Origin of the sequence: Polynucleobacter antarcticus, assembly GCF_013307245.1 — a bacterium.
Lineage (GTDB): Bacteria > Pseudomonadota > Gammaproteobacteria > Burkholderiales > Burkholderiaceae > Polynucleobacter > Polynucleobacter antarcticus.
Genome location: NZ_CP028941.1, coordinates 57,654 through 78,226, shown reverse-complemented (window position 1 = coordinate 78,226; position 20,573 = coordinate 57,654). Strand labels below are relative to the sequence as shown.

Here is a 20,573-nt window from a genome sequence, read left to right as displayed (position 1 = left end):
CGCTACTGCGAACTACTGAAGTTCGCGCCCACCCAGATTGCTTGAGAACCCTGGAATAGACCAATCGCCGTCTACTTGAGTAACGCCTGTGGGTACCTCACGGACTTGCTGAGGCTCATATTTAAGTGCAATCCCCATATAAGAAATCCACATGGGCAATGCAAGACCCCCACCTGTTTCACGATCACCTAAGCTGGTAGGCTTATCAAATCCAATCCAAGCTACTGCTACTACTTTGGGGCTGTACCCAGCAAACCAAGCATCATGAGAATCATTGGTAGTGCCCGTCTTTCCAGCAATATCATTGCGTCCCAGCTTGACTCGTGCACTTGCAGCTGTGCCAGTCTTAGTCACTTCTTGCAACATACTATCCATGACAAAAGCAGTTCGTGCATCGAGCACACGCGCAGCATCTTGGTTTGCTAGGGCAGGCTTGGCTTCAAATAACACCGTGCCTTTTGAATCTAACATTCGGTTAATCAAAAAAGGATCGACCCGATAGCCGCCGTTCGCAAATACGCTGTAAGCAGAGGCCATCTGTAAGGGAGTGACAGAGCCTGCGCCCAAGGCCATCGTTAAGTAGGGTGGATGCTTCTCAGCCTCAAATCCAAAACGTTGAATAAAGTCTTGCGCATAGGAAGGGCCAATTGCACGAATGAGGCGCACTGATACCAAGTTTTTAGACTTTGCCAAAGCAACCCGCAAACGCATCATGCCTTCATATTTACCATCATAATTTTTTGGCTCCCATGCTTTACTGCCTGTTTCCATACTGCCAATCGATAGCGGAGCATCATTGACGACGGTATTTGGAGTAAAACCTTTTTCAAGAGCGGCCGCATAAATAAAGGGCTTGAATGAAGAACCTGGTTGACGCTGGGCTTGAGTCACATGATTAAATTGATTGCGCCTGAAATCGAAACCTCCCACTAAAGAAAGAATCGCGCCACTATCTGCGTTCATGGAAACAAAGGCTGCCTCTACTTGTGGCAATTGGGCTAGTTTCCAAATTCCATTATCTGACAACAACCTAATAATGGCACCGGGACGTAAGCGTTTTTTGGGTTGAGTACTGTCAGTAAAAGAGGCACTAGCGAGCTTCATACTATCCCCTTTTAGGGTAATAGTATCTCCAGTAGAAATCATGACCTGCATTTCTTTGGGCTTGATATCCAGAACAACACCCGATTGCAAATCGTCTAGCTGTGGGTACGACAAGAGTGCCTCATCAATAGCGCGCTGACGCTTTACTAAGTTCTCTGGTAATTCGATAAATCCTTCTGGACCCCGATAGGCATGGCGTAGATCATATTCAAAAATACCGCGGCGTACCGCTTGATATGCAGCATCTTGATCTGCTTTTAAGATCGTGGTGTAAACATTTAATCCCTGAGAATAAATAGCCTCACCATACTGACTTAATAATAATTGGCGAACCATCTCCGAAGCAAAGTCTGCTCGGGTACTAAATTCATTACCCAGCCCACGGATACCTAACTCTTCTGCCATCGCCTTTTGATAATCTTCGGGCGTGATGTACGACAAATCTCGCATACGTTGCAAAATATATTCCTGACGAATTTTTGCCCGTCGGTAATTGCTTACTGGATTGTATGCAGAGGGCGCTTTGGGTAAGCCCGCCAACATAGCAGATTCAGCCAAGGAGATATCTTTTAGTTCTTTACCAAAATAGATCTGGGCTGCACTAGAAAAACCATAGGCTCTCTGTCCCAAAAAAATCTGATTCATGTAAATTTCAAGAATCTTATCTTTCGTGAGTTGGGATTCAATTTCCCATGCCAATAAGACTTCATAAATTTTTCGAGTAAATGTTTTTTCATTACTCAAGAAGAAATTTCTAGCTACCTGCATGGTAATAGTTGAAGCCCCTTGGGATAAGTTACCCCGTAGATTAGTGAGGGTTGCTCGCAAAATCCCGATGTAATCTACCCCGCCATGAGAATAGAAACGATCGTCCTCAATAGCCAAGACTGCGTTACGCATATTGGCGGGAATCTCAGTTAAAGGAATCACGTTACGACGCTCTTCACCAAACTCACCAATTAGTACCTTATCTGCAGTAAAAATTCTGAGGGGGGTTTTGGGGTTGTAATCTACCAGCGCAGAAATCTTCGGTAAATTTGGCTTGGCTATTAAGAACGCATAGCCAATCAATAAGGTGAACACCACTGCAAAGACCATGCCCGTAATCAGCAGGGCTTTTATCAAAGCACTTCCTCCCGACTTACCAGCAAAGGAATTGGACGCCCTAGATTGTCTGGGCTGTCTGTTAAACCGTCGGTTTAATGGCGGCTTGTCTTGTGGGTTTAGGGCCATATTGTCAAATTATAGGTTGCTTAAGTGATTTACCCCCTAGCCTAGCCAATCTTTGTTCTTACCCTTAATTCAGTATTTCCTGATGTTTTTGACTACCTCTAGGGCGAACAATATGGCATGCCTACCCGCCAAATCTCATCCCACTCTTTTGACGATATTTTGAGCGAACTTGGAGATGATCCTGCCATTCCAGACCCCCATGGGATTCGTAAATCTTCCTCTCCGCCCAGACCTTCAAAAGAGGCCAATACAGCATCTAAACCTACCCTTCTATCTCAGGGCAGCTTTCAATTCTCGGGCGTCCCTATTGCTCCCGTCTTAACAGCTGTCATAGGCTTAGTACTTGCATCTGCTGCCATGTTCTTCCTCTGGAACACCAATCAATCCAGCTCCGAAATAGAACTCAGCGCACTCAGAAATCAACTCTCTGCTCTTCAAAAGGAAATGCAATTAGCTAAAGCAGAATGGGCATTAGACCAAGAGGACTTATATCTGGTAATAGATGAATTAGAAGTAAGTATTCACTCTTTAAAATTAGTTAAGCCAATTACTGCCACTCAGAGTAAATCTGTAGCGATCCCCCATGAAGCTGAGCTACGCCGTTGGCAGTATTTAGGGCTTACAAGAATGCACTCTGGCGAGCAGGCTTTTTTTCATGATGGCAAGACCACGGTCGTTGTAAAAAAGGATGCTGTGGCCATCGGAGAATGGCGCCTCTCTCAAGCCCAAAAAGAGATGGCGATCTTGGCTCACCCTCAAGGCAAATCGATCACCCTGAACTCAGCAAGATCGGAATAATATTTTTGAAAATACACTCCAGATGTATATCTCTTTTACTGGCATTGTTCTTGGCCCTATTTTTTAGGATGGCGCAAGGAAATTCCCAGGAGGGCAATCCAACAGCACACCCAAAAAATAATCTGATTAGTTTGCAGTTTCATCAAATTGAGCTGACAGCCCTGTTGCATGTATTGGCCAAAATGGGTGAAACCAACTTTCTTCTGAGTGAATCTATCCAAGGCAAGATCACCGTCAACCTGAACAACACCCTTTGGCAAACAGCCTTACATTCCATTCTGGCCAGCAGAGGACTGCGCTTAGTCAGAAACGGCGATATTTACTGGATTGGGCCTCATGCAGAAATTCAAAGCTTCCAAAAGTTTCGCCGAGAGGATGCTGCTCTCCCTTTTGGAGGCGACCACATTAATAGTCCTAGGCAAATCCTCATAGAAGCCCGCATCGTAGAAGCAGATCAACGCTTTGCCAGAGAGCTGGGCGTAAAGCTCGGTTATCAGGCAAACGGCCTTGGAAATAACCCCGATCAAAATGCCAGCGGTGCACTAGATTTAGCGGGAGCGGGTTTAAATGGCTTCAATCCCGCTACCTTAGCTGCTACGCTAGTCTCTAAAAATGCCAGCAGGCTTCTGCAATTAGAGCTTTCTGCATTGGAATCTGATGGTCAAGGAAAGATCTTGTCCAATCCCCGCATTATGACGGGAGATCAGGTGAAAGCAACCATTGAACAGGGTACCGAACTACCCTACCAAGTAAGCAGTCAAAGCGGGAGTAAATTGCAATTTCGTAAGGCTAATCTTCGCTTGGAGGTTTTGCCCAAAATTCATCCTGATGGAAAAATATCTATGCTCGTAGGGATCAATAAAGACACTATTGGTATGAAAACCGAGCAGGGTTATGCCATTGATACCAAAAATCTGAGCTCTGAAGTGACCGTAGAAAATGGCGGGACAGCAATTATTGGGGGTATTTTTCAAACTACTGAAAGAGAAGATGAGGTCAAAGTTCCCTTCTTAGGTGATATCCCATGGATTGGTCATTTATTTCGCCATAAATCCAAATTGGCAGATAAAACCGAATTATTAGTCTTCTTAACTCCTACCGTCATAGACAAACCCTAATAAAATCGAGGGGTGAACTCTTCATCCCACAATATATTTCTAATCGGCCTGATGGGCGCCGGAAAGTCGACCGTTGGCAAATTATTAGCCAAAAAGTTAGATCGCCGTTTTCTGGATGCCGATCATGTCATTGAAGAGCGCTGTGGTGTAAAAATCCCTATCATCTTTGAGATGGAAGGTGAAGCGGGGTTTCGTAAACGAGAAGCTCAGGTTATTAACGAGCTCACTAATGAGCAAGACCTGATTTTGGCAACTGGTGGTGGTGCAGTATTGTTTCCTGAAAATCGGCGATTGCTGAGTGAAAGAGGAACTGTGATTTATCTCCACGCAAATCCCACAGAGCTTTGGCATCGGACTAAAGGCAGCGAAGGTAGGCCCCTACTTAAAAACGGTGACCCAAAGAAGATCCTAGAAAACTTATACACCATTCGCGACCCCCTGTATCGCGAGATCGCCGACTACGTCATTGAAACTGGCAAGCCTAGTGTCAATCAGTTAGTACATATTTTAATTACGCAGCTTGAACTTTCCGCTTGAATACCCCCATGAAAACATTAGAAGTTGATTTAGGTAATCGAAGTTATCCCATTCATATTGGCACTGATTTAATTGATCGGCCCGAACTATTTAACGCTTGTGAAAAGGCGACCTCCATCTTTATTGTGACAAATACTACGGTGGCACCTCTATACGCTGAACGTTTGACGCGCACTTTAGAAAAACTAGGTAAGCAAGTTAAAACCATCGTTTTACCTGATGGAGAGTCTTATAAGGACTGGAAAAATCTTCAGCTTATTTTTGATAATCTCCTCAAGTTTGCTGCAGATCGTCAGACTATCTTGGTGGCGCTAGGTGGTGGTGTTATTGGGGATATGACTGGCTTTGCAGCTGCGAGCTATATGCGTGGCGTTCGTTTTATTCAAGTGCCGACGACCTTATTAGCCCAAGTAGACTCATCGGTAGGCGGAAAGACGGGCATCAATCACCCGCTTGGAAAAAATATGATCGGGGCTTTTCATCAGCCAGTCGCTGTGATTGCTGACCTAAATACACTGAAAACTTTACCTGCACGCGAGCTCTCCGCGGGGCTGGCAGAAGTAATCAAGCATGGTGCGATTGCAGATGCTGATTTCTTAGATTGGATCGAAGCCAATACCTCCGCTTTATTAGCCTGCGACACCACAGCGATGGCATATGCCGTGCTGCGCTCTTGTGAAATTAAATCTTCAGTAGTTTCTGCTGATGAAAAAGAAGGGGGTATTCGCGCTACGCTTAACTTTGGTCATACCTTTGGTCATGCCATAGAGGCAGGTATGGGTTACGGCGAATGGCTTCATGGAGAGGCTGTAGGTTGCGGTATGGTGATGGGGGCAAACTTATCTTGTCGCCTAAACTACATAACCCAAAAAGAAGTAAGCCGCTTAACCCAGATCATTGGCTCTATGCATTTACCAACCCAGCCACCACCGTTCGGTGCACAGCGTTACATGGAGCTGATGCAGGTTGATAAAAAAACCGAAGGTGGCCAAATTCGTTATGTGATTTTGGAAAAGATGGGCAAAGCAATCATTCAAAGCGTGCCCGATGGGCAAGTCATTGAAACCTTAACAGCAACGGGTGCCCACCAATAGGAAACGCTGCTCTTATTTTTGAATCAGACTAATTCCAATAGCTTGGCCTGCTTGGGCACTTGCAAACTCAGATAAGTCACTGAGTAGTTCACGCCCGGTTTTAGTATCCAACCACAGTGGAGTACTTAATGTACCAGCCCAACGATAGTGATAGCCACCGGATTTGGCTGCTACCCAAATCTCATGCAAAGGTGGTTGGGTATTGACCACAATGACGCTGCGATCCCGAAAGCGAATATTGATGACATTACCGCCCTGGCGCTCAATATCCAGATCTAAGTCGAGGGCCTCGTCTGCTGCTTCTAAGGCCACCTCGATTGACTGCAACACATTCGCCCCTAGGACATAAAATTGTTTGTCATCAATGGTTTCAATACTAGGATTATTTGGCTTCATATGGGAGTCCTGCATGCTATATTCAATCATTCGTTTTAGAGATAACCATGATAGCGATTCTTCTAAGAACTCTCGGCTTTAGTCTTTTGATATCCCTTGTAGGATGTGGGGTAAGAGGGCCGCTATATTTGCCTAATGTGCCACCTGCTCCCCTTCCACCGACCGAGTCCGAGCCCAAAGGTAAGCTTTATCAACCCCAGAGCCCTGCCGTGACTCCAATACCATCACCTAAGCAATGACCAATACAGCAATTCCTCTTCCTGAATTAACGGGTTTTACTGAACGCAATGGCAGCTGGTACGCCGAAGATATTCCTTTAGCTGATTTAGCAAAAGAATATGGCACACCCTTATACGTCTATAGCAAGAAAGCATTAAGTACTGCTTATCAAGCTTATGACAAGGCCTGTATAGATTCAAATGGTAAAAGGCGAGCTCGGGTTCACTACGCTATGAAAGCCAATAGTAATTTGGCAGTGATTGATTGCTTCAAAAAATTAGGTGCTGGCTTTGATTTAGTCAGCGGCGGTGAATTAGCCCGTGCATTAGCTATCGGCGCAGATCCTCACAGCCTTGTCTTTGCCGGTGTTGGTAAATCAGCGGTAGAAATTGCTCAAGCATTGAAAGCAGGCGTCAAATGCATCAACGTCGAGTCGCTTGCTGAACTTCATCAAATTCAGCGGATCGCTGCAAAACTGCAGTGCCGCGCGCCCGTCTCTTTACGCGTTAATCCAGATGTGGATGCCCAAACACATCCTTATATATCTACGGGTTTAAAAGGAAATAAATTTGGCATCGCTTATTACGAAGTACTAAAAGCCTATAGAGAGGCTGCGCTGTTGTCGCAAATTGATGTAGTCGGTATTGATTGCCATATTGGCTCGCAAATTACCAGCACAGCTCCTTATCTGGATGCCTTAGATAAAGTGCTCGAGCTTGTGGCTCAACTCAAGAAAGAAGGTATTGAGATTCACCATCTGGATTTAGGCGGAGGACTGGGTATCTCTTATGGCGATGACAACCCGCCCGACATTACTGAGTTCACCAACTCCTTACTCAATCGGGTTGCTGAGCGGGGCTTTGGGCACTTAGATGTAGTACTTGAGCCAGGTAGATCGCTCGTAGGCAATGCGGGCGTACTACTAACCCAAGTGGAATATCTTAAGCCAGGTACTGAGAAAAATTTTTGTATTGTCGATGCGGCGATGACCGAGTTGATGCGCCCTGCGCTCTACGAGGCTTATCACGGGATTGTTCCTGTTCAGGCAAAAGCTGTTACCAGTGTTACATATGATGTTGTTGGTCCCGTGTGCGAATCTGGAGACTGGCTAGGGAGAGATCGTCAGCTTGCTGTTGAAGAAGGTGACCTATTGGCCATACTCTCTGCTGGCGCCTACGGTTTTGTGATGGCATCAAACTACAACACAAGACCTAAGCCTGCTGAAATAATGGTGGACGGAAAAAACGCCTACGTTATTCGTGCGCGCGAAAAAGTTTCAGACCTCTTTGCTACGGAAGCTACGTTGCCTAAGTAAATAAAGACCAATAAAAAACCCGCTACATCAGCGGGTTTTTTATTGGCAAATAATTTTTGTTTAACGCAAACCAGCCATGTAATCGGATACTGCTTGCATTTCTTGATCTGATAACTTAGTAGCAATCGTTGTCATCTGCGCACTATTTTTACGAACCCCCTCGCGGAATGCCACCAACTGAGCTGTGTTGTACTCAGCCCATTGACCACCCATACGTGGATACTGCGATGGAATGCCTGCACCATTTGGACTATGGCATGCTGCACATGCTGGTACGCCTTTAGCTGCAATGCCGCCATGATAGATCGCTTTACCCAAGTCAATGCTGGCTTTATTTTGAGCAACACCCAGCGCTGGCTCTTGCTTGACTAAATAAGCAGAAATATTATTCATATCTTGCTCAGTGAGTGCAGCAGACATGCCTGCCATGATGGCATTAGCACGAGTACCATCTTTGTAATTCTTTAGTTGCTTTGTGGTGTAAGCCGCATGCTGCGCTGCAAGCTTTGGCCAAGCGCCTGAGGCACTCATTCCATTTACGCCATGACAACCTATGCAGGCCACTACACCGCGACTTGGGTCACCATTGGCATACAGCGCTTCCCCAGCTGCAGGATCAGCTTTAGGCTTACCTGGAACTAATGGGTTAGCTGTAGCCATTGCGGCAGGGGCAGGATCAGCAGCAATCACCGCAGTTGAAAAGCCAGCTATAGCCAAAAATAGGCCAGCTACTACACTGGTGCTTAAACGTGTTAATTTGGAAATTCTGGAGCTTTGAAGCATTATGTTTACCTTGGCAAAAATTCCTAAAAGTGTTTGGGCCCTACTTTTATAACTCTTTACCCAACACTGTGAGACATTTAATGATTTCAAGTAATTTTACAATAGCTTCAGGTTCAAGACATGTCTAAACTCTTTCAAGCTCGCTTTGCGACCACGGTCAACGACAGCCATTGCCTGCCTGCCACTCCGCTCAGGGAGGTGGCCTTTGCAGGACGTTCAAATGCCGGCAAATCCAGCGCAATTAATGTACTTTGCAACCAAAAAAGGCTCGCTTTTGCCAGTAAAACCCCTGGGCGTACCCAACATATCAACTATTTCGGGCTTTTTGCTAAAGACGATCTTTTGGCTTACTTAGTGGATTTACCAGGATATGGCTATGCTGCCGTTAATCGGGAGACAAAATATCACTGGAATGCCCTTTTAAGCGATTATTTACAGGAGCGAGAGCAACTTGTAGGTATGGTCCTCATTGTGGATTCTAGGCGCGGGATTACTGATTTAGACGAGCAAATGATTCAATGGTTCGTGCCTACCGGTAAACCTATTCATATTTTGCTTAGTAAGTGCGACAAGCTCAATAAAAGTGAGTGTAAGCATGCCTTAGAGGCCGTTCGGCAGCAATTGCAGCAATATGATCCTACCCTTCCGGATGGCACAGGCGAATCTACTCGACTTACGGCACAATTATTTTCCAGTACCAAGCGAATTGGTCTTGAAGAAGCTGACAATCTTGTTATTAAATGGTTATTTGACGCAGAGACTCAAAAAGATGAAATCACAAGCTAACGCTTTATTGCACTTTCCGGATCATCGTCCACGTCGCATGCGTCGTGATGATTGGTCTCGCCGCCTCATGCAAGAAAATCATCTCAGTGCAAATGATTTGATTTATCCCGTTTTTTTATTAGAAGGTAAAAACCAATCTCAAGCAGTGGGTTCTATGCCTGGGGTCAATCGCGTCTCACTAGACTTACTCTTTGCCGTGGCAGAAGAATGTGTTGCATTAGGCATCCCCGTCTTGGCGCTGTTTCCGGTAATAGATGCCACCATAAAAACGCCAGATGGAAAAGAATCTTTTAATCCAAACGGATTAATTCCGAATGCGGTTCGTGAACTCAAGAAACGTTTTCCTAATTTAGGCGTCATGACCGATGTTGCACTCGACCCATACACCAGCCATGGCCAAGATGGCGTCTTAGACGAGCAAGGTCGTATCCTCAATGATGAAACTACTGCCATCCTCGTGCAACAAGCGATTGCCCAAGCGGAAGCTGGCGTGGACATTGTTGCGCCATCGGACATGATGGATGGTCGCATTGGTAAAATCCGAGAAGCGCTCGAGCAAAAGAAATTCATTCATACGCGCATCATGGCTTACTCCGCTAAATATGCATCCGCTTTCTATGGGCCTTTTCGTGATGCAGTGGGATCAGCAAAAAATTTAGGTAAGGCAGATAAAAAAACCTATCAAATGGATTGCGCCAATAGTGATGAGGCTTTGCGGGAGGTTGCCTTGGATATTAGCGAAGGTGCTGATATGGTAATGGTGAAGCCTGGCATGCCTTATCTAGATATCGTACGCAGGGTCAAGGAAACGTTTGAGTACCCAACTTATGTCTATCAAGTGAGCGGTGAATATGCCATGCTAAAAGCAGCTGCACAAAATGGCTGGCTTGATCACGATGCTGTCATGATGGAATCGTTGCTGGCATTCAAACGTGCTGGGGCTGATGGCATCCTCACTTACTTCGCACTAGAAGCAGCACGTCTTTTAAAAGAAAAAAAGTAACCCCGTATTTTAATTTTCCAGAGCTTTTTTCAAACGCTCTAAAAAACGTTGGGGTGGCACATAGCCAATCACACGCTGATCTTTTAATTCCTCTGAGTTCAGATTAAAGAACAAAATCCCAGGTGGGCCATAAAGGCCAAAGCGTTGTAATAATACTTGGTGATCAGCGCTATTTTTGGTCACATCAGCCTGTAGCAAAACAAATTGCTGCAATGCTTGATTTACTTCAGCATTAGCAAAAGTATTGACTTCCATCTCTTTACAAGAGATACACCAGTCTGCATAAAAATCCAGTAATACGATTTTTTTCTGCTCTTTTGCTTTGATTAAAAAAGAGTCTAGCTGTGCACTTGTCTCAATAATAGAAAAACTTACTTTCCCAATTTGGTGTTGGCGTTGACCATTCACGGTAGTCCTACCCAACGCCTCATCACCAACTTGCATGAGTGGTGAAGCAATCCATGCTGCGGTGGCTACCAACAAAACACCTAAAGTTCTCTGTAGCCACACCATCCAGATGCCGGTAGAAGGAATCAAAATGCGGGCTTCAATGGCAATAAAGAACAATGGCAATCCCATCCCTAGAGCCATCACGAAAAGCAGTCCCGCCCCTAAACTCATTGACCCTGTTTGGGCTATGAAAGTGAGTACTCCCGCCAAGGGGGCAGTGATACATGGGCTTGCCACCAAGGTTGAAATTCCTCCTAAGGCAAAGGCTCCAAAGACACTTCCACCCTTTTGGCGCCCTGCTAAGCGATCAATCTGTTGATGCCAAGATTGGGGCAATCTGAGCTCATATAAGCCAAATAAACTGCCAGATAGGGTCAAGAGCAATATCGCAAATCCAGCTAATGCCACGGGACTTTGCAAGGCTCTTTGGACACTTCCCCCTAAGGCTGCCATAAGGACGCCCGCGGCCGCGTATACCAAAGCCATACCAAATATATAGGCAAGCGCCAATACACTCGCACGTTGCTTTGATACTGTTTTGCCACCCTGAGAGCCAAAGATCACGCTAGACAAGATGGGTAGCATAGGTAAAACACAGGGCGTAAATGCGAGGGCTAAGCCCAAAACAAAGAATGCTAAAAATAAATAGCCTGTTGGCGTGCCCTCTAAGAAACGACTAATTGTATTAATATCATCTCGCTCACGCCATAGATCCATTAACCCAAGATTTTCTTTCGGGCTCATAGCCGATGCTTCTAAAGCTTCTGGTATTGGCCCCGCCTTCACTCCTGGCCCTGAAATTAAAAACTTCATCGTCATGGGTGGATAACAAATACCCGCTTCGGCACATCCTTGTAACTCTAAATCTAAATACAGCGGTTTACCTAACTCTGGTTTAGCTTGCAATGTCAGTAGAAATGCCTGCTTGTACACTTGCATTTTCTTCTGGAAAGTCTCATCAAACTTTTCAATTCCTGTGGGAAGAGATGCAGTCGCAGCCTTTAATGTAGTGGGCTGCACACCTATCTCAAAGCGTAAAGACTCTTGATAGATGTAGTAGCCTTTAGCTGGGAAAATTTCTATTTCAATATCGTTGGTATTTTGTACCCACGTGACTTCGGCACGAAATGCTTTCTCAGGAGGCAGAAATTCTGGCGCAGCAAATACTTGGCTAACTGAGATTAGTAGCCCTGCAAAAATAATGCCGTATTTTTTCAATAAACCCATACCGTTTACTTTACCTCTGCTTGCACCCATTTGCCATAGTGCTCTTCATATTGCTCCGGTGTAAATGCAAGTATCTCTGGCAGATCATAGGGATGCCTAGCTTTGATGCATTCAGAGATTTCAGGCCATAGGCTTGCGTCTGTTTTGGCAGAAAGTAAGGCTTCGCTTTCTTCACATATTTTGCCTTCCCAACGATAGAATGAATGTACACCCTCCTGAATTTGTACGCATGCCGCCAAATGATGCTCAATTAAATATCGCGCCACGAACTGAGCCTCCTCAAGCCCTGGGAAGCTGCTTACCACTACGAGTAATTTACCGATCTTATCTTGATGCATAGCGTATTTATAAGCGTATCAATGAAAAAAGCCAGACCGAAGCCTGGCTTTTTAATCTAGCCTGGAGACTTAAGCCTCTTCAGCTACAGCTACAGTTTCTTCAACTTCTGGACGATCTAACAACTCAACCAAAGCCATTGGAGCATTATCGCCATGACGGAAACCAAACTTCAAAATACGAAGGTAGCCTCCTGGACGTGTTGCGTAGCGTGGGCCAAGCTCTGTAAAGAGTTTAGTCACGATATCGCGATCACGTGTGCGATTAAATGCCAAGCGACGATTTGCTAAGTTATCTTTCTTACCCAAGGTAATCAAAGGCTCAACAACCATGCGCAATTCTTTTGCTTTTGGCAAAGTGGTTTTAATCACTTCGTGCTCCAAAAGAGAATTAGACATGTTGCGCAGCATCGCTAAGCGATGTGATGATGTTCTATTAAGTTTGCGTAAGCCGTTTCCGTGACGCATGATGCTTCCTTTCTAATTATTTCTCGAGGTTAGCTGGAGGCCAGCTTTCGAGTTTCATGCCAAGACTTAAGCCACGAGCCGCCAGTACATCCTTGATTTCATTCAAAGACTTACGACCTAAATTAGGCGTCTTCAACAATTCATTCTCTGTACGTTGAATCAAGTCACCGATGTAATAAATGTTCTCTGCCTTCAAACAATTGGCAGAGCGCACTGTCAGCTCAAGATCATCTACCGGACGCATCAACATTGGGTCAACCATAGATGAACGGCTTGGTGCTAAATCACCAGAAGCTTCACTACTCTCCAAGGCTGCAAAGACAACTAACTGATCAACCAGAATAGTCGCAGCTTGACGAATCGCTTCCTCAGGAGACAAGACACCGTTTGTCTCGATTGTCATGACGAGACGATCAAGGTCAGTGCGCTGTTCCACACGTGCAGACTCAACCGCATAGCTCACACGACTTACTGGACTAAATGAGGCATCTAAAACAATCCGGCCGATGATCTTGGTAGTTTCATCTTGATATTGACGTACGTTACCTGGTACATAGCCACGACCTTTTTCAACCTTAATCTGCATGTCTAACTTACCACCAGCAGATAAGTGAGCAATGACATGTTCAGGGTTAATAATTTCTACATCATGTGGCAAATCGATATCTTTTGCAGTAACGAGGCCTGGACCTTCTTTACGCAAATTGATGGTGACTTCATCACGGGATTGCAACTTAAACACGATACCTTTAATGTTCAATAGAAGATTAACAACGTCTTCTTGTACGCCATCTAATGTGGAGTACTCATGAACAACGCCTGCGATAGCAACTTCAGTTGGCGCATAACCAACCATAGATGACAACAGGACACGACGTAATGCATTTCCGAGTGTGTGGCCATAACCACGCTCGAACGGCTCCATAACAACCTTAGCTTGGTTGGCAGTAAGCGCTTCAACAGAAATAATTTTTGGTTTGAGCAAATTTGTTTGCATATTTTTTCCTAGAGAGTGCCTAATTAGCGTGAATACAATTCGACGATTAAACTTTCGTTAATTTCACCGCTAATTTCTTCGCGGTCAGGCACTTGCTTAAATGTTCCCTCCAGCTTTGCTGCGTCGACTGAAACCCAGCCTACTGCAGTCATTTGCTGAACCAGATTGAGTGATTCTGTAATACGGGCTTGCTTCTTCGCTTTTTCACGAATAGCCACCACATCACCCGGCTTTACCTGAATAGATGGAATGTTTACTGGGCTACCATTGAGCATCACTGCGCAGTGAGAAACTAATTGACGCGCTTCAGCACGAGTAGAACCAAAGCCCATGCGATAAACCACGTTATCTAAGCGTGACTCTAACAACTGAAGCAGTGTTGAACCTGTATTGCCTTTGCGACGCTCTGCTTCTGCGAAATAACGACGGAACTGGCGCTCTAAAATACCGTAGATACGCTTTACCTTCTGCTTTTCACGCAATTGATTGCCGTAATCAGATGTTCTTGAGCCAGATGTACGGCCATGTTGACCAGGCTTTGTATCTAACTTGCATTTGTCTGACAAAGCGCGACGAGCGCTCTTTAAAAATAAGTCGGTACCTTCCCGACGTGCTAACTTGGCCTTAGGCCCTAAGTAACGTGCCACGATGCTTTCCTTTCATTGCCGCAGTATTGCGACTTGCGGTGAGTTCACCCTTTAAATCAGATGAACAGTGGGCTTTAATAAAAAATTACAAAACTTTGTACTGCCAACTTCTAAACTTAAATACGACGGCGCTTAGGAGGACGGCAACCATTGTGCGGAACTGGAGTAACGTCTTGAATCTCCGTGATCTTGATACCCAAAGAGTTCAGAGCGCGAACTGCAGATTCACGACCTGGACCTGGGCCCTTGATCTGGACTTCTAAGTTCTTGATACCGCATTCAATAGCTGCTTTGCCTGCAACTTCTGCAGCTACCTGAGCAGCAAAAGGAGTGGACTTGCGTGAACCTTTAAAACCCTGACCGCCAGAAGTTGCCCATGACAGCGCATTTCCTTGACGATCTGTGATCGTAATAATGGTGTTATTAAAAGAAGCGTGAACGTGTGCAATACCGTCAGCAACGTTCTTTTTAACCTTCTTGCGAGCGCGCTGTGAAGCTGCGGAAGCGGATTGTTGTTTTGCCATGTCAATAAACTTTCTTGATTATTTCTTCAATTGCACGCCAGACTTACGCGGGCCCTTACGGGTACGAGCGTTTGTCTTTGTACGTTGACCACGAACAGGCAAGCCCTTACGATGACGTACGCCACGGTAGCAGCCCAAGTCCATGAGTCGCTTGATGCTCATCGTTACTTCACGTCGAAGGTCACCCTCGGTGATGAACTTACCTACTTCATCACGCAACTTTTCTAAGTCAGCGTCAGTAAGATCTTTAACTTTTTTGTCAATTGCAACACCTGTGGTTTTACAGATCTGACGGGCACGAGTTGTGCCAACGCCAAAGATTGCTGTCAAACCAATGACAGTGTGTTGATGATTGGGGATATTGACCCCAGCGATACGTGCCATGAGATTTCCTCTTAATTAACCAATTAGCCTTGACGCTGCTTATGACGTGCATCTGATGAACAGATGACACGAACAACGCGTTTGCGCTTAATGATCTTGCAATTTCTGCAAATACACTTAACGGATGCTAAAACTTTCATAACTCACCTCTTAAAAATAGGTACTACTTAATCTTTACTTCGCCCGGAATATGATTCTTGCTCGCGTTAGGTCGTATGGAGTTAACTCCACTGTTACCTTATCTCCGGGCAGTATGCGGATGTAATGCATCCTCATCTTTCCAGAAATGTGCCCAAGTACCACATGTCCGTTTTCTAGCTTCACGCGAAACATCGCGTTTGGCAAATTCTCAATAATTTCTCCCGCCATCTGAATAACATCGTCTTTAGACATTCAGTTAAGCGCCCATCTTGAAATTAGCTTTTTTCATCAATGAACCGTATTGTTGCTGCATGACAAATGACTGCACTTGCGCCATAAAATCCATTGCGACAACGACAATAATCAACAATGAAGTACCGCCAAAATAAAATGGCACGTTGTACTTCAAGACTAAGAATTCAGGCAACAAACATACTAAAACCATATAAATTGCGCCGGCTAAAGTTAAACGCACTAGGATCTTGTCGATATAACGACCAGTCTGATCACCAGGACGAATACCGGGAATAAATGCGCCGCTCTTCTTTAAATTATCAGCGGTGTCGCGACTATTAAAGACCAGAGCTGTATAGAAAAAACAGAAGAAAATAATTGCAGCTGCGTACATGATCGTATAGACAGGCTGACCAGGAGCAAGGGTTGCTGCCAAATCTTTAATCACACTGCTAAACATATTGGTTGGCTCACCTGATGTAAACCAGCCAGCAATCGTCGCAGGAAACAAAATAATTGATGAAGCAAAAATAGGGGGGATTACACCAGCCATATTTAACTTCAGCGGGAAATAAGAGGACTGACCACCATATACCTTATTGCCGACCTGGCGCTTTGCATAATTTACTAGTAGACGGCGCTGACCGCGCTCTACAAAAACAACAAAGTAAGTTACTGCTATGCAAATAACAACAATGAGTAAGCCAGACAGAATATTCATAGAGCCTGTTCTTACTAATTCAAGCAGGCTGCCAATAGCTGATGGTAAGCCAGAAGCAATACCGGCAAAAATAATAATAGAAATGCCGTTACCTAGACCACGCTCGGTGATCTGCTCACCAAGCCACATCAAGAACATCGTGCCAGTAACCAAAGTCACCACTGTGTTTACTTCAAAGATTAACCCAGGGTTAATGACTAAGCCTGGCTGTGCCTGCAATGCTACTGAAATCCCCAAAGCTTGGAATGTCGCCAAGACGACAGTGCCGTAACGAGTGTATTGCGTAATCTTGCGCTGTCCTGCTTGACCTTCTTTTTTCATTGCCTCTAGGGTAGGAATGACGATGGTCATTAACTGCATGATGATCGATGCAGAAATGTAAGGCATGATTCCTAAAGCAAACACTGTAAAGCGAGATAAAGCGCCGCCAGAGAATAAGTTAAACATTCCCAAGATGCCATCTTTTTGTCCCGCAAACAATTGGGCCAACTGATCTGGGTCAATTCCTGGTACAGGGATGTGCGCACCCAAACGAAACACGAGCAATGCCAACACCAAGAAAATCAAGCGTTGACGTAATTCGCCAAACTTGTTTCCTGATTGAGCAATATTTGCTGGGTTGGTAGGTGCGAGTGCCATCTTGAACTTAAAACCGATTAAACCAATTCAACTAATTTGCCACCAGCTGCTTCAATTGCTGCTTTTGCACCAGCAGTTGCAGTAATGCCCTTGAGGGTAACTGCAATCTTGAGTTCGCCAGTCTTAATGACCTTAACGGAATTAATCTGCTCACCAGCAAAGCCGTGAGCTCTTAAAACCAGGAGATCGACTTCTGGCAAATTGATTTTTGCTAGGTCATTCAAAGTAATCTGACCTACGTGACGACGTGTTAACGATACAAAGCCACGTTTTGGCAAACGACGGTACATTGGCATCTGACCGCCCTCGAATCCCACTTTGTGGAATCCGCCGGAACGTGATTTTTGACCTTTATGACCACGGCCAGCTGTTTTACCAAGGCCAGAACCGATGCCACGACCAACGCGACGACGGTTTTTGTTAGATCCCGCTGCGGGTTTGAGTGTATTGAGTTGCATATTCTTCGCCTATTGACTTGCTTTTAGTTAATAACTTTAACTAAATAAGAAACTTTATTAATCATTCCACGAATTGCTGGTGTGTCTTCCAATTCCGAAACAGAATTGATACGACGAAGGCCTAAACCACGAACCGTGGCACGGTGGCTTTCGCGTGTACCGATCAAACTGCGCACTAGTTGCAATTTGACTTTAGATTGAGTTGTTGTCATTTATAAATTCCTAATCTTGTAGTCTTAGCCGAGAATCTCTTCAACTGACTTACCGCGCTTAGCAGCAATTTCAGAAGGAGTACTCATCTTGCTCAAGCCATCAATCGTTGCACGAACCATGTTGTATGGGTTTGTTGAGCCAAGTGACTTAGCAACTACGTTGGTTACACCCATCACATCAAAAATAGCGCGCATTGGGCCGCCAGCAATAACGCCAGTACCATCTTTTGCAGGAGAAATCATCACACGTGATGCGCCATGCTTACCAATCACCGTATGTTGCAAAGTACCTTTACGCAAAGAAACTTTGATCATCTTGCGACGTGCTTCGTCCATAGCTTTTTGAACGGCTACTGGAACTTCTTTAGATTTACCTTTACCCATGCCGATACGACCATCGCCATCGCCAACTACAGTGAGTGCAGCGAAGCCTAGAATACGACCACCCTTAACCACTTTAGTAACGCGATTGACTGCAATCATCTTCTCGCGGAGACCATCATCACGCTCTTCGTTTTGCATCTTAGTTTGCATTTTTGCCATATTTTTTCCTAAACCCTATTAGAACTTCAGGCCGGCTTCACGCGCAGCTTCAGCTAAGGCCTTAATACGGCCGTGGTAACGATGACCGGAACGATCAAATGCCACATCAACAACGCCTGCTTTAACAGCACGCTCAGCAACTAACTTGCCGATTTGTTTTGCAGCATCGGCGTTGCCGCCGTTTTTGATCACTTGGCGTAAATCTTTTTCCATGGATGAGGCAGATGCCACAACCTTGGTTCCGCATGGGCTATATACCTGCGCAGAAATGTGCGTATTGCTACGGATAACTGTTAAGCGATTTGCCAATGCTTCGGCAATGCGAATACGAGTCTGCCGTGCACGTCTTTGTCTGGATTCGTCTTTATTCATTTTTTAATCTCGCTTACTTCTTCTTGGTTTCTTTCAGATGCACAACTTCGTCAACGTAGCGAACGCCTTTGCCTTTGTATGGCTCTGGTGAACGGTATGCACGAACTTCAGCTGCGACCTGGCCAACTTGCTGCTTGTTGGAGCCTTTAATAATGATTTCAGTTTGTGATGGTGTTTCAGCTTTTACGCCCTTTGGCAGGTTGTAAATAATGTCATGTGAGAAACCCAACTGCAACTTTAAGGAATCACCTTGAGCTGCAGCACGATAACCAACGCCTACCAAGCTGAGCTTGCGCTCAAAGCCAGTCGTTACGCCGATAACCATGTTGTTCACTAATGCGCGTGCTGTGCCTGACTGGGCTCCAGCTTCAGGCGCATTGTTATTCAAGGTAACAGTCAAAATACCATCTTCTTGCTTTAATCCAACTGCAGGATGTAATTGATGGGACAAGGTTCCTAAGGGGCCTTTAACGGTAACAGTAGCTCCGTTAATGTTCACTTCTGCACCCTTTGGGATTGAAATAGGTGATTTACCAACGCGTGACATATTTCTCTCCTTAGGCTACGAAGCAAATAACTTCGCCGCCCACGCCTGTTGCACGTGCTTTGCGATCTGTCATTAGGCCTTGTGGGGTTGAAATAATTGCAATGCCCAAGCCATTCATCACTTCAGGAATGTCATGGCGCCCTTTGTAAATACGCAGACTTGGTGTGGACACACGGTCGATACGCTCAATTACTGGACGGCCAGCGTAGTACTTGAGATCAATATGGAGCACTGGCTTAGCCGCTTCACCTTTGATTTCAAAACCATCGATATAACCTTCATCTTGCAAAACTTTTGCAATGGCTACTTTAACTTTTGACGACGGCATGATGACAATAGGCTTTTGCACTGCTTGCGCATTGCGTATCCGGGTCAACATGTCGGCGATTGGATCGCTAATACTCATGAGTTCTCCTAATTCTTTCGCCGCTTACCAGCTGGCCTTGGTTATTCCGGGGATTTCGCCACGGAAGGCGATTTCGCGAATCTTGCTACGGGCTAATCCAAACTTACTGTAAACACCGCGTGGGCGGCCGGTTAATGCACAACGATTTCTTTGACGAGTCGGACTTGCATTGCGTGGAAGTGCCTGTAACTTTAAGCGAGCCTCGTAGCGCTCTTCATCGCTGCGTGACTGATCAGCAATGATTGCTTTAATTTCAGCACGCTTTACAGCGTACTTTTCTACAGTTTTTGCGCGCTTATTCTCGCGCTCAATTAGGGATAGTTTTGCCACGTTAGCCTCTTAATTGCGGAATGGGAATTTGAACGCTGCCAACAAAGCTTTTGCTTCTTCGTCAGTTTTAGCGGTCGTCGTAATACTAATATTGAGGCCACGAAGAGCATCAATCTTGTCGTATTCAATTTCAGGGAAAATAATCTGCTCTTTAACGCCGATGTTGTAGTTACCACGGCCGTCAAATGCCTTGCCGGAAATTCCACGGAAGTCACGTACACGCGGTAAAGCTACTGTCACGAAGCGATCTAAAAATTCATACATACGCTGACCGCGCAATGTCACCATGGCACCAATTGGGTAACCTTGACGAATTTTGAAACCAGCAATCGCTTTTTTCGCTTTGGTTACAACTGGTTTTTGACCTGCTACTTTGGTCAAATCACCAACTGCATTTTCAATAATCTTTTTGTCATTCACTGCATCGCCCAAGCCCATGTTCAGGGTGATCTTGGTGATACGTGGAACTTGCATGACAGACTTATAACCAAACTTGGTCATCAAGTCGCCCATAACTTTTTCTTTGTAATGCTCTTGTAAACGTGTGCTCAT

Annotated in this window: 29 protein-coding genes; 8 read left to right on the top strand and 21 right to left on the bottom strand. The window is 45.2% G+C overall.

Annotated features, from left to right (window positions below; all coding sequences use genetic code 11):
- Window positions 1–12: 12 nt before the first annotated feature.
- Window positions 13–2,337 (bottom strand): penicillin-binding protein 1A, encoded by a 2,325-nt coding sequence (locus tag DCO16_RS00465; protein ID WP_173941840.1) that lies wholly within the window; start codon window positions 2,335–2,337, stop codon window positions 13–15.
- Window positions 2,338–2,454: 117 nt separating this feature from the next.
- On the opposite strand from DCO16_RS00465, the gene DCO16_RS00460 reads away from it, so the two are divergent.
- The 4 genes from DCO16_RS00460 to aroB all read left to right on the top strand — a co-directional run bounded on the left by DCO16_RS00460 (window position 2,455) and on the right by aroB (window position 5,884).
- Entirely contained in the window at window positions 2,455–3,135 is a 681-nt protein-coding gene (locus tag DCO16_RS00460) for a hypothetical protein (RefSeq protein ID WP_173941839.1), read from the top strand.
- 68 nt (window positions 3,136–3,203) lie between these two features.
- A complete protein-coding gene (locus DCO16_RS00455; protein WP_173941838.1) occupies window positions 3,204–4,253 on the top strand; it encodes a secretin GspD/PilQ domain-containing protein in 1,050 nt (349 codons plus the stop codon).
- Between the two features lie 12 nt (window positions 4,254–4,265).
- On the top strand, window positions 4,266–4,790 hold the full coding sequence (locus DCO16_RS00450; RefSeq protein ID WP_302480373.1) for a shikimate kinase: 525 nt from the start codon (window positions 4,266–4,268) through the stop codon (window positions 4,788–4,790).
- Between the two features lie 8 nt (window positions 4,791–4,798).
- Complete coding sequence (gene aroB / locus DCO16_RS00445; RefSeq protein WP_173941837.1) at window positions 4,799–5,884, top strand: 3-dehydroquinate synthase; 1,086 nt, start codon at window positions 4,799–4,801, stop codon at window positions 5,882–5,884.
- 12 nt (window positions 5,885–5,896) lie between these two features.
- Here the strand turns inward: aroB and cyaY are convergent, their stop codons facing one another.
- Window positions 5,897–6,280, bottom strand: a complete 384-nt coding sequence (gene cyaY, locus DCO16_RS00440) for an iron donor protein CyaY (protein ID WP_173941836.1) — start codon at window positions 6,278–6,280, stop codon at window positions 5,897–5,899.
- Between the two features lie 47 nt (window positions 6,281–6,327).
- On the opposite strand from cyaY, the gene lptM reads away from it, so the two are divergent.
- Both lptM and lysA read left to right on the top strand, forming a co-directional pair.
- Window positions 6,328–6,519 carry an LPS translocon maturation chaperone LptM gene (lptM, locus tag DCO16_RS11355; protein WP_367652072.1) on the top strand — a complete coding sequence of 64 codons (192 nt, stop codon included), beginning with the start codon at window positions 6,328–6,330 and terminating at the stop codon, window positions 6,517–6,519.
- Window positions 6,516–7,814, top strand: a complete 1,299-nt coding sequence (gene lysA, locus DCO16_RS00435; RefSeq protein ID WP_173941835.1) for a diaminopimelate decarboxylase — start codon at window positions 6,516–6,518, stop codon at window positions 7,812–7,814. Before lptM ends, lysA begins: the two co-directional genes overlap by 4 nt.
- A 60-nt stretch (window positions 7,815–7,874) precedes the next feature.
- On the opposite strand, the gene DCO16_RS00430 is transcribed toward lysA, so the two are convergent.
- Window positions 7,875–8,597: a c-type cytochrome gene (locus DCO16_RS00430; RefSeq protein WP_173941834.1), complete on the bottom strand. Its 723-nt coding sequence runs from the start codon at window positions 8,595–8,597 to the stop codon at window positions 7,875–7,877.
- Window positions 8,598–8,717: 120 nt separating this feature from the next.
- Here DCO16_RS00430 and yihA point away from each other — a divergent pair, with 120 nt between their 5' ends.
- Both yihA and hemB read left to right on the top strand, forming a co-directional pair.
- Complete coding sequence (yihA, locus tag DCO16_RS00425) at window positions 8,718–9,383, top strand: ribosome biogenesis GTP-binding protein YihA/YsxC (protein ID WP_173941833.1); 666 nt, start codon at window positions 8,718–8,720, stop codon at window positions 9,381–9,383.
- On the top strand, window positions 9,367–10,386 hold the full coding sequence (gene hemB, locus DCO16_RS00420) for a porphobilinogen synthase (protein ID WP_173941832.1): 1,020 nt from the start codon (window positions 9,367–9,369) through the stop codon (window positions 10,384–10,386). The genes yihA and hemB overlap by 17 nt, the downstream gene beginning before the upstream one ends.
- Before the next feature lie 9 nt (window positions 10,387–10,395).
- Here hemB and dsbD read toward each other — a convergent pair whose 3' ends face one another.
- From dsbD to rplE, 18 genes are all read right to left on the bottom strand, one after another.
- Window positions 10,396–12,093 carry a protein-disulfide reductase DsbD gene (dsbD, locus tag DCO16_RS00415; protein WP_254598054.1) on the bottom strand — a complete coding sequence of 566 codons (1,698 nt, stop codon included), beginning with the start codon at window positions 12,091–12,093 and terminating at the stop codon, window positions 10,396–10,398.
- Window positions 12,069–12,401 (bottom strand): divalent-cation tolerance protein CutA, encoded by a 333-nt coding sequence (gene cutA, locus DCO16_RS00410; RefSeq protein ID WP_173941831.1) that lies wholly within the window; start codon window positions 12,399–12,401, stop codon window positions 12,069–12,071. The genes dsbD and cutA overlap by 25 nt, the downstream gene beginning before the upstream one ends.
- A gap of 69 nt (window positions 12,402–12,470) precedes the next feature.
- Window positions 12,471–12,866, bottom strand: a complete 396-nt coding sequence (rplQ, locus tag DCO16_RS00405; protein WP_173941830.1) for a 50S ribosomal protein L17 — start codon at window positions 12,864–12,866, stop codon at window positions 12,471–12,473.
- A gap of 16 nt (window positions 12,867–12,882) precedes the next feature.
- Complete coding sequence (locus DCO16_RS00400; protein WP_173941829.1) at window positions 12,883–13,863, bottom strand: DNA-directed RNA polymerase subunit alpha; 981 nt, start codon at window positions 13,861–13,863, stop codon at window positions 12,883–12,885.
- A gap of 23 nt (window positions 13,864–13,886) precedes the next feature.
- A complete protein-coding gene (gene rpsD, locus DCO16_RS00395; protein ID WP_173941828.1) occupies window positions 13,887–14,510 on the bottom strand; it encodes a 30S ribosomal protein S4 in 624 nt (207 codons plus the stop codon).
- Between the two features lie 116 nt (window positions 14,511–14,626).
- A complete protein-coding gene (gene rpsK, locus DCO16_RS00390) occupies window positions 14,627–15,034 on the bottom strand; it encodes a 30S ribosomal protein S11 (protein WP_173941827.1) in 408 nt (135 codons plus the stop codon).
- A gap of 18 nt (window positions 15,035–15,052) precedes the next feature.
- Window positions 15,053–15,418, bottom strand: a complete 366-nt coding sequence (gene rpsM / locus DCO16_RS00385) for a 30S ribosomal protein S13 (protein WP_173941826.1) — start codon at window positions 15,416–15,418, stop codon at window positions 15,053–15,055.
- Window positions 15,419–15,441: 23 nt separating this feature from the next.
- Window positions 15,442–15,558 (bottom strand): 50S ribosomal protein L36, encoded by a 117-nt coding sequence (rpmJ, locus tag DCO16_RS00380; RefSeq protein ID WP_012357167.1) that lies wholly within the window; start codon window positions 15,556–15,558, stop codon window positions 15,442–15,444.
- A gap of 34 nt (window positions 15,559–15,592) precedes the next feature.
- Complete coding sequence (gene infA, locus DCO16_RS00375) at window positions 15,593–15,811, bottom strand: translation initiation factor IF-1 (RefSeq protein WP_088526684.1); 219 nt, start codon at window positions 15,809–15,811, stop codon at window positions 15,593–15,595.
- 4 nt (window positions 15,812–15,815) lie between these two features.
- Window positions 15,816–17,153 carry a preprotein translocase subunit SecY gene (gene secY / locus DCO16_RS00370; protein ID WP_173941825.1) on the bottom strand — a complete coding sequence of 446 codons (1,338 nt, stop codon included), beginning with the start codon at window positions 17,151–17,153 and terminating at the stop codon, window positions 15,816–15,818.
- Window positions 17,154–17,170: 17 nt separating this feature from the next.
- The gene (rplO, locus tag DCO16_RS00365) at window positions 17,171–17,611 is read right to left on the bottom strand and encodes a 50S ribosomal protein L15 (RefSeq protein WP_173941824.1); all 441 of its coding nucleotides are present in this window, start codon (window positions 17,609–17,611) and stop codon (window positions 17,171–17,173) included.
- Between the two features lie 23 nt (window positions 17,612–17,634).
- Window positions 17,635–17,823: a 50S ribosomal protein L30 gene (gene rpmD, locus DCO16_RS00360; RefSeq protein ID WP_173941823.1), complete on the bottom strand. Its 189-nt coding sequence runs from the start codon at window positions 17,821–17,823 to the stop codon at window positions 17,635–17,637.
- Window positions 17,824–17,847: 24 nt separating this feature from the next.
- Window positions 17,848–18,366, bottom strand: coding sequence for a 30S ribosomal protein S5 (rpsE, locus tag DCO16_RS00355; protein ID WP_015420248.1), 519 nt, complete (start codon window positions 18,364–18,366; stop codon window positions 17,848–17,850).
- Between the two features lie 18 nt (window positions 18,367–18,384).
- Window positions 18,385–18,738, bottom strand: a complete 354-nt coding sequence (gene rplR / locus DCO16_RS00350) for a 50S ribosomal protein L18 (protein ID WP_173941822.1) — start codon at window positions 18,736–18,738, stop codon at window positions 18,385–18,387.
- Window positions 18,739–18,751: 13 nt separating this feature from the next.
- The gene (gene rplF, locus DCO16_RS00345; RefSeq protein ID WP_173941821.1) at window positions 18,752–19,285 is read right to left on the bottom strand and encodes a 50S ribosomal protein L6; all 534 of its coding nucleotides are present in this window, start codon (window positions 19,283–19,285) and stop codon (window positions 18,752–18,754) included.
- Between the two features lie 10 nt (window positions 19,286–19,295).
- Complete coding sequence (gene rpsH, locus DCO16_RS00340; RefSeq protein WP_173941820.1) at window positions 19,296–19,691, bottom strand: 30S ribosomal protein S8; 396 nt, start codon at window positions 19,689–19,691, stop codon at window positions 19,296–19,298.
- Between the two features lie 24 nt (window positions 19,692–19,715).
- Complete coding sequence (gene rpsN / locus DCO16_RS00335; protein WP_173941819.1) at window positions 19,716–20,021, bottom strand: 30S ribosomal protein S14; 306 nt, start codon at window positions 20,019–20,021, stop codon at window positions 19,716–19,718.
- 9 nt (window positions 20,022–20,030) lie between these two features.
- Window positions 20,031–20,573 carry a 50S ribosomal protein L5 gene (gene rplE / locus DCO16_RS00330; RefSeq protein WP_173941818.1) on the bottom strand — a complete coding sequence of 181 codons (543 nt, stop codon included), beginning with the start codon at window positions 20,571–20,573 and terminating at the stop codon, window positions 20,031–20,033.

Excerpts from the sequence above, each read along its gene's own strand:
- DCO16_RS00465 (WP_173941840.1), bottom strand. The coding sequence starts at position 2,337 with ATGGCCCTAAACCCACAAGACAAGCCGCCATTAAACCGACGGTTTAAC.
- DCO16_RS00460 (WP_173941839.1), top strand. The coding sequence starts at position 2,455 with ATGCCTACCCGCCAAATCTCATCCCACTCTTTTGACGATATTTTGAGC.
- DCO16_RS00455 (WP_173941838.1), top strand. The coding sequence starts at position 3,204 with ATGGCGCAAGGAAATTCCCAGGAGGGCAATCCAACAGCACACCCAAAA.
- aroB (WP_173941837.1), top strand. The coding sequence starts at position 4,799 with ATGAAAACATTAGAAGTTGATTTAGGTAATCGAAGTTATCCCATTCAT.
- cyaY (WP_173941836.1), bottom strand. The coding sequence starts at position 6,280 with ATGAAGCCAAATAATCCTAGTATTGAAACCATTGATGACAAACAATTT.
- lptM (WP_367652072.1), top strand. The coding sequence starts at position 6,328 with ATGATAGCGATTCTTCTAAGAACTCTCGGCTTTAGTCTTTTGATATCC.
- lysA (WP_173941835.1), top strand. The coding sequence starts at position 6,516 with ATGACCAATACAGCAATTCCTCTTCCTGAATTAACGGGTTTTACTGAA.
- DCO16_RS00430 (WP_173941834.1), bottom strand. The coding sequence starts at position 8,597 with ATGCTTCAAAGCTCCAGAATTTCCAAATTAACACGTTTAAGCACCAGT.
- yihA (WP_173941833.1), top strand. The coding sequence starts at position 8,718 with ATGTCTAAACTCTTTCAAGCTCGCTTTGCGACCACGGTCAACGACAGC.
- hemB (WP_173941832.1), top strand. The coding sequence starts at position 9,367 with ATGAAATCACAAGCTAACGCTTTATTGCACTTTCCGGATCATCGTCCA.
- dsbD (WP_254598054.1), bottom strand. The coding sequence starts at position 12,093 with ATGGGTGCAAGCAGAGGTAAAGTAAACGGTATGGGTTTATTGAAAAAA.
- cutA (WP_173941831.1), bottom strand. The coding sequence starts at position 12,401 with ATGCATCAAGATAAGATCGGTAAATTACTCGTAGTGGTAAGCAGCTTC.
- rplQ (WP_173941830.1), bottom strand. The coding sequence starts at position 12,866 with ATGCGTCACGGAAACGGCTTACGCAAACTTAATAGAACATCATCACAT.
- DCO16_RS00400 (WP_173941829.1), bottom strand. The coding sequence starts at position 13,863 with ATGCAAACAAATTTGCTCAAACCAAAAATTATTTCTGTTGAAGCGCTT.
- rpsK (WP_173941827.1), bottom strand. The coding sequence starts at position 15,034 with ATGGCAAAACAACAATCCGCTTCCGCAGCTTCACAGCGCGCTCGCAAG.
- rpsM (WP_173941826.1), bottom strand. The coding sequence starts at position 15,418 with ATGGCACGTATCGCTGGGGTCAATATCCCCAATCATCAACACACTGTC.
- rpmJ (WP_012357167.1), bottom strand. The coding sequence starts at position 15,558 with ATGAAAGTTTTAGCATCCGTTAAGTGTATTTGCAGAAATTGCAAGATC.
- infA (WP_088526684.1), bottom strand. The coding sequence starts at position 15,811 with ATGTCTAAAGACGATGTTATTCAGATGGCGGGAGAAATTATTGAGAAT.
- secY (WP_173941825.1), bottom strand. The coding sequence starts at position 17,153 with ATGGCACTCGCACCTACCAACCCAGCAAATATTGCTCAATCAGGAAAC.
- rplO (WP_173941824.1), bottom strand. The coding sequence starts at position 17,611 with ATGCAACTCAATACACTCAAACCCGCAGCGGGATCTAACAAAAACCGT.
- rpmD (WP_173941823.1), bottom strand. The coding sequence starts at position 17,823 with ATGACAACAACTCAATCTAAAGTCAAATTGCAACTAGTGCGCAGTTTG.
- rpsE (WP_015420248.1), bottom strand. The coding sequence starts at position 18,366 with ATGGCAAAAATGCAAACTAAGATGCAAAACGAAGAGCGTGATGATGGT.
- rplR (WP_173941822.1), bottom strand. The coding sequence starts at position 18,738 with ATGAATAAAGACGAATCCAGACAAAGACGTGCACGGCAGACTCGTATT.
- rplF (WP_173941821.1), bottom strand. The coding sequence starts at position 19,285 with ATGTCACGCGTTGGTAAATCACCTATTTCAATCCCAAAGGGTGCAGAA.
- rpsH (WP_173941820.1), bottom strand. The coding sequence starts at position 19,691 with ATGAGTATTAGCGATCCAATCGCCGACATGTTGACCCGGATACGCAAT.
- rplE (WP_173941818.1), bottom strand. The coding sequence starts at position 20,573 with ATGAGCACACGTTTACAAGAGCATTACAAAGAAAAAGTTATGGGCGAC.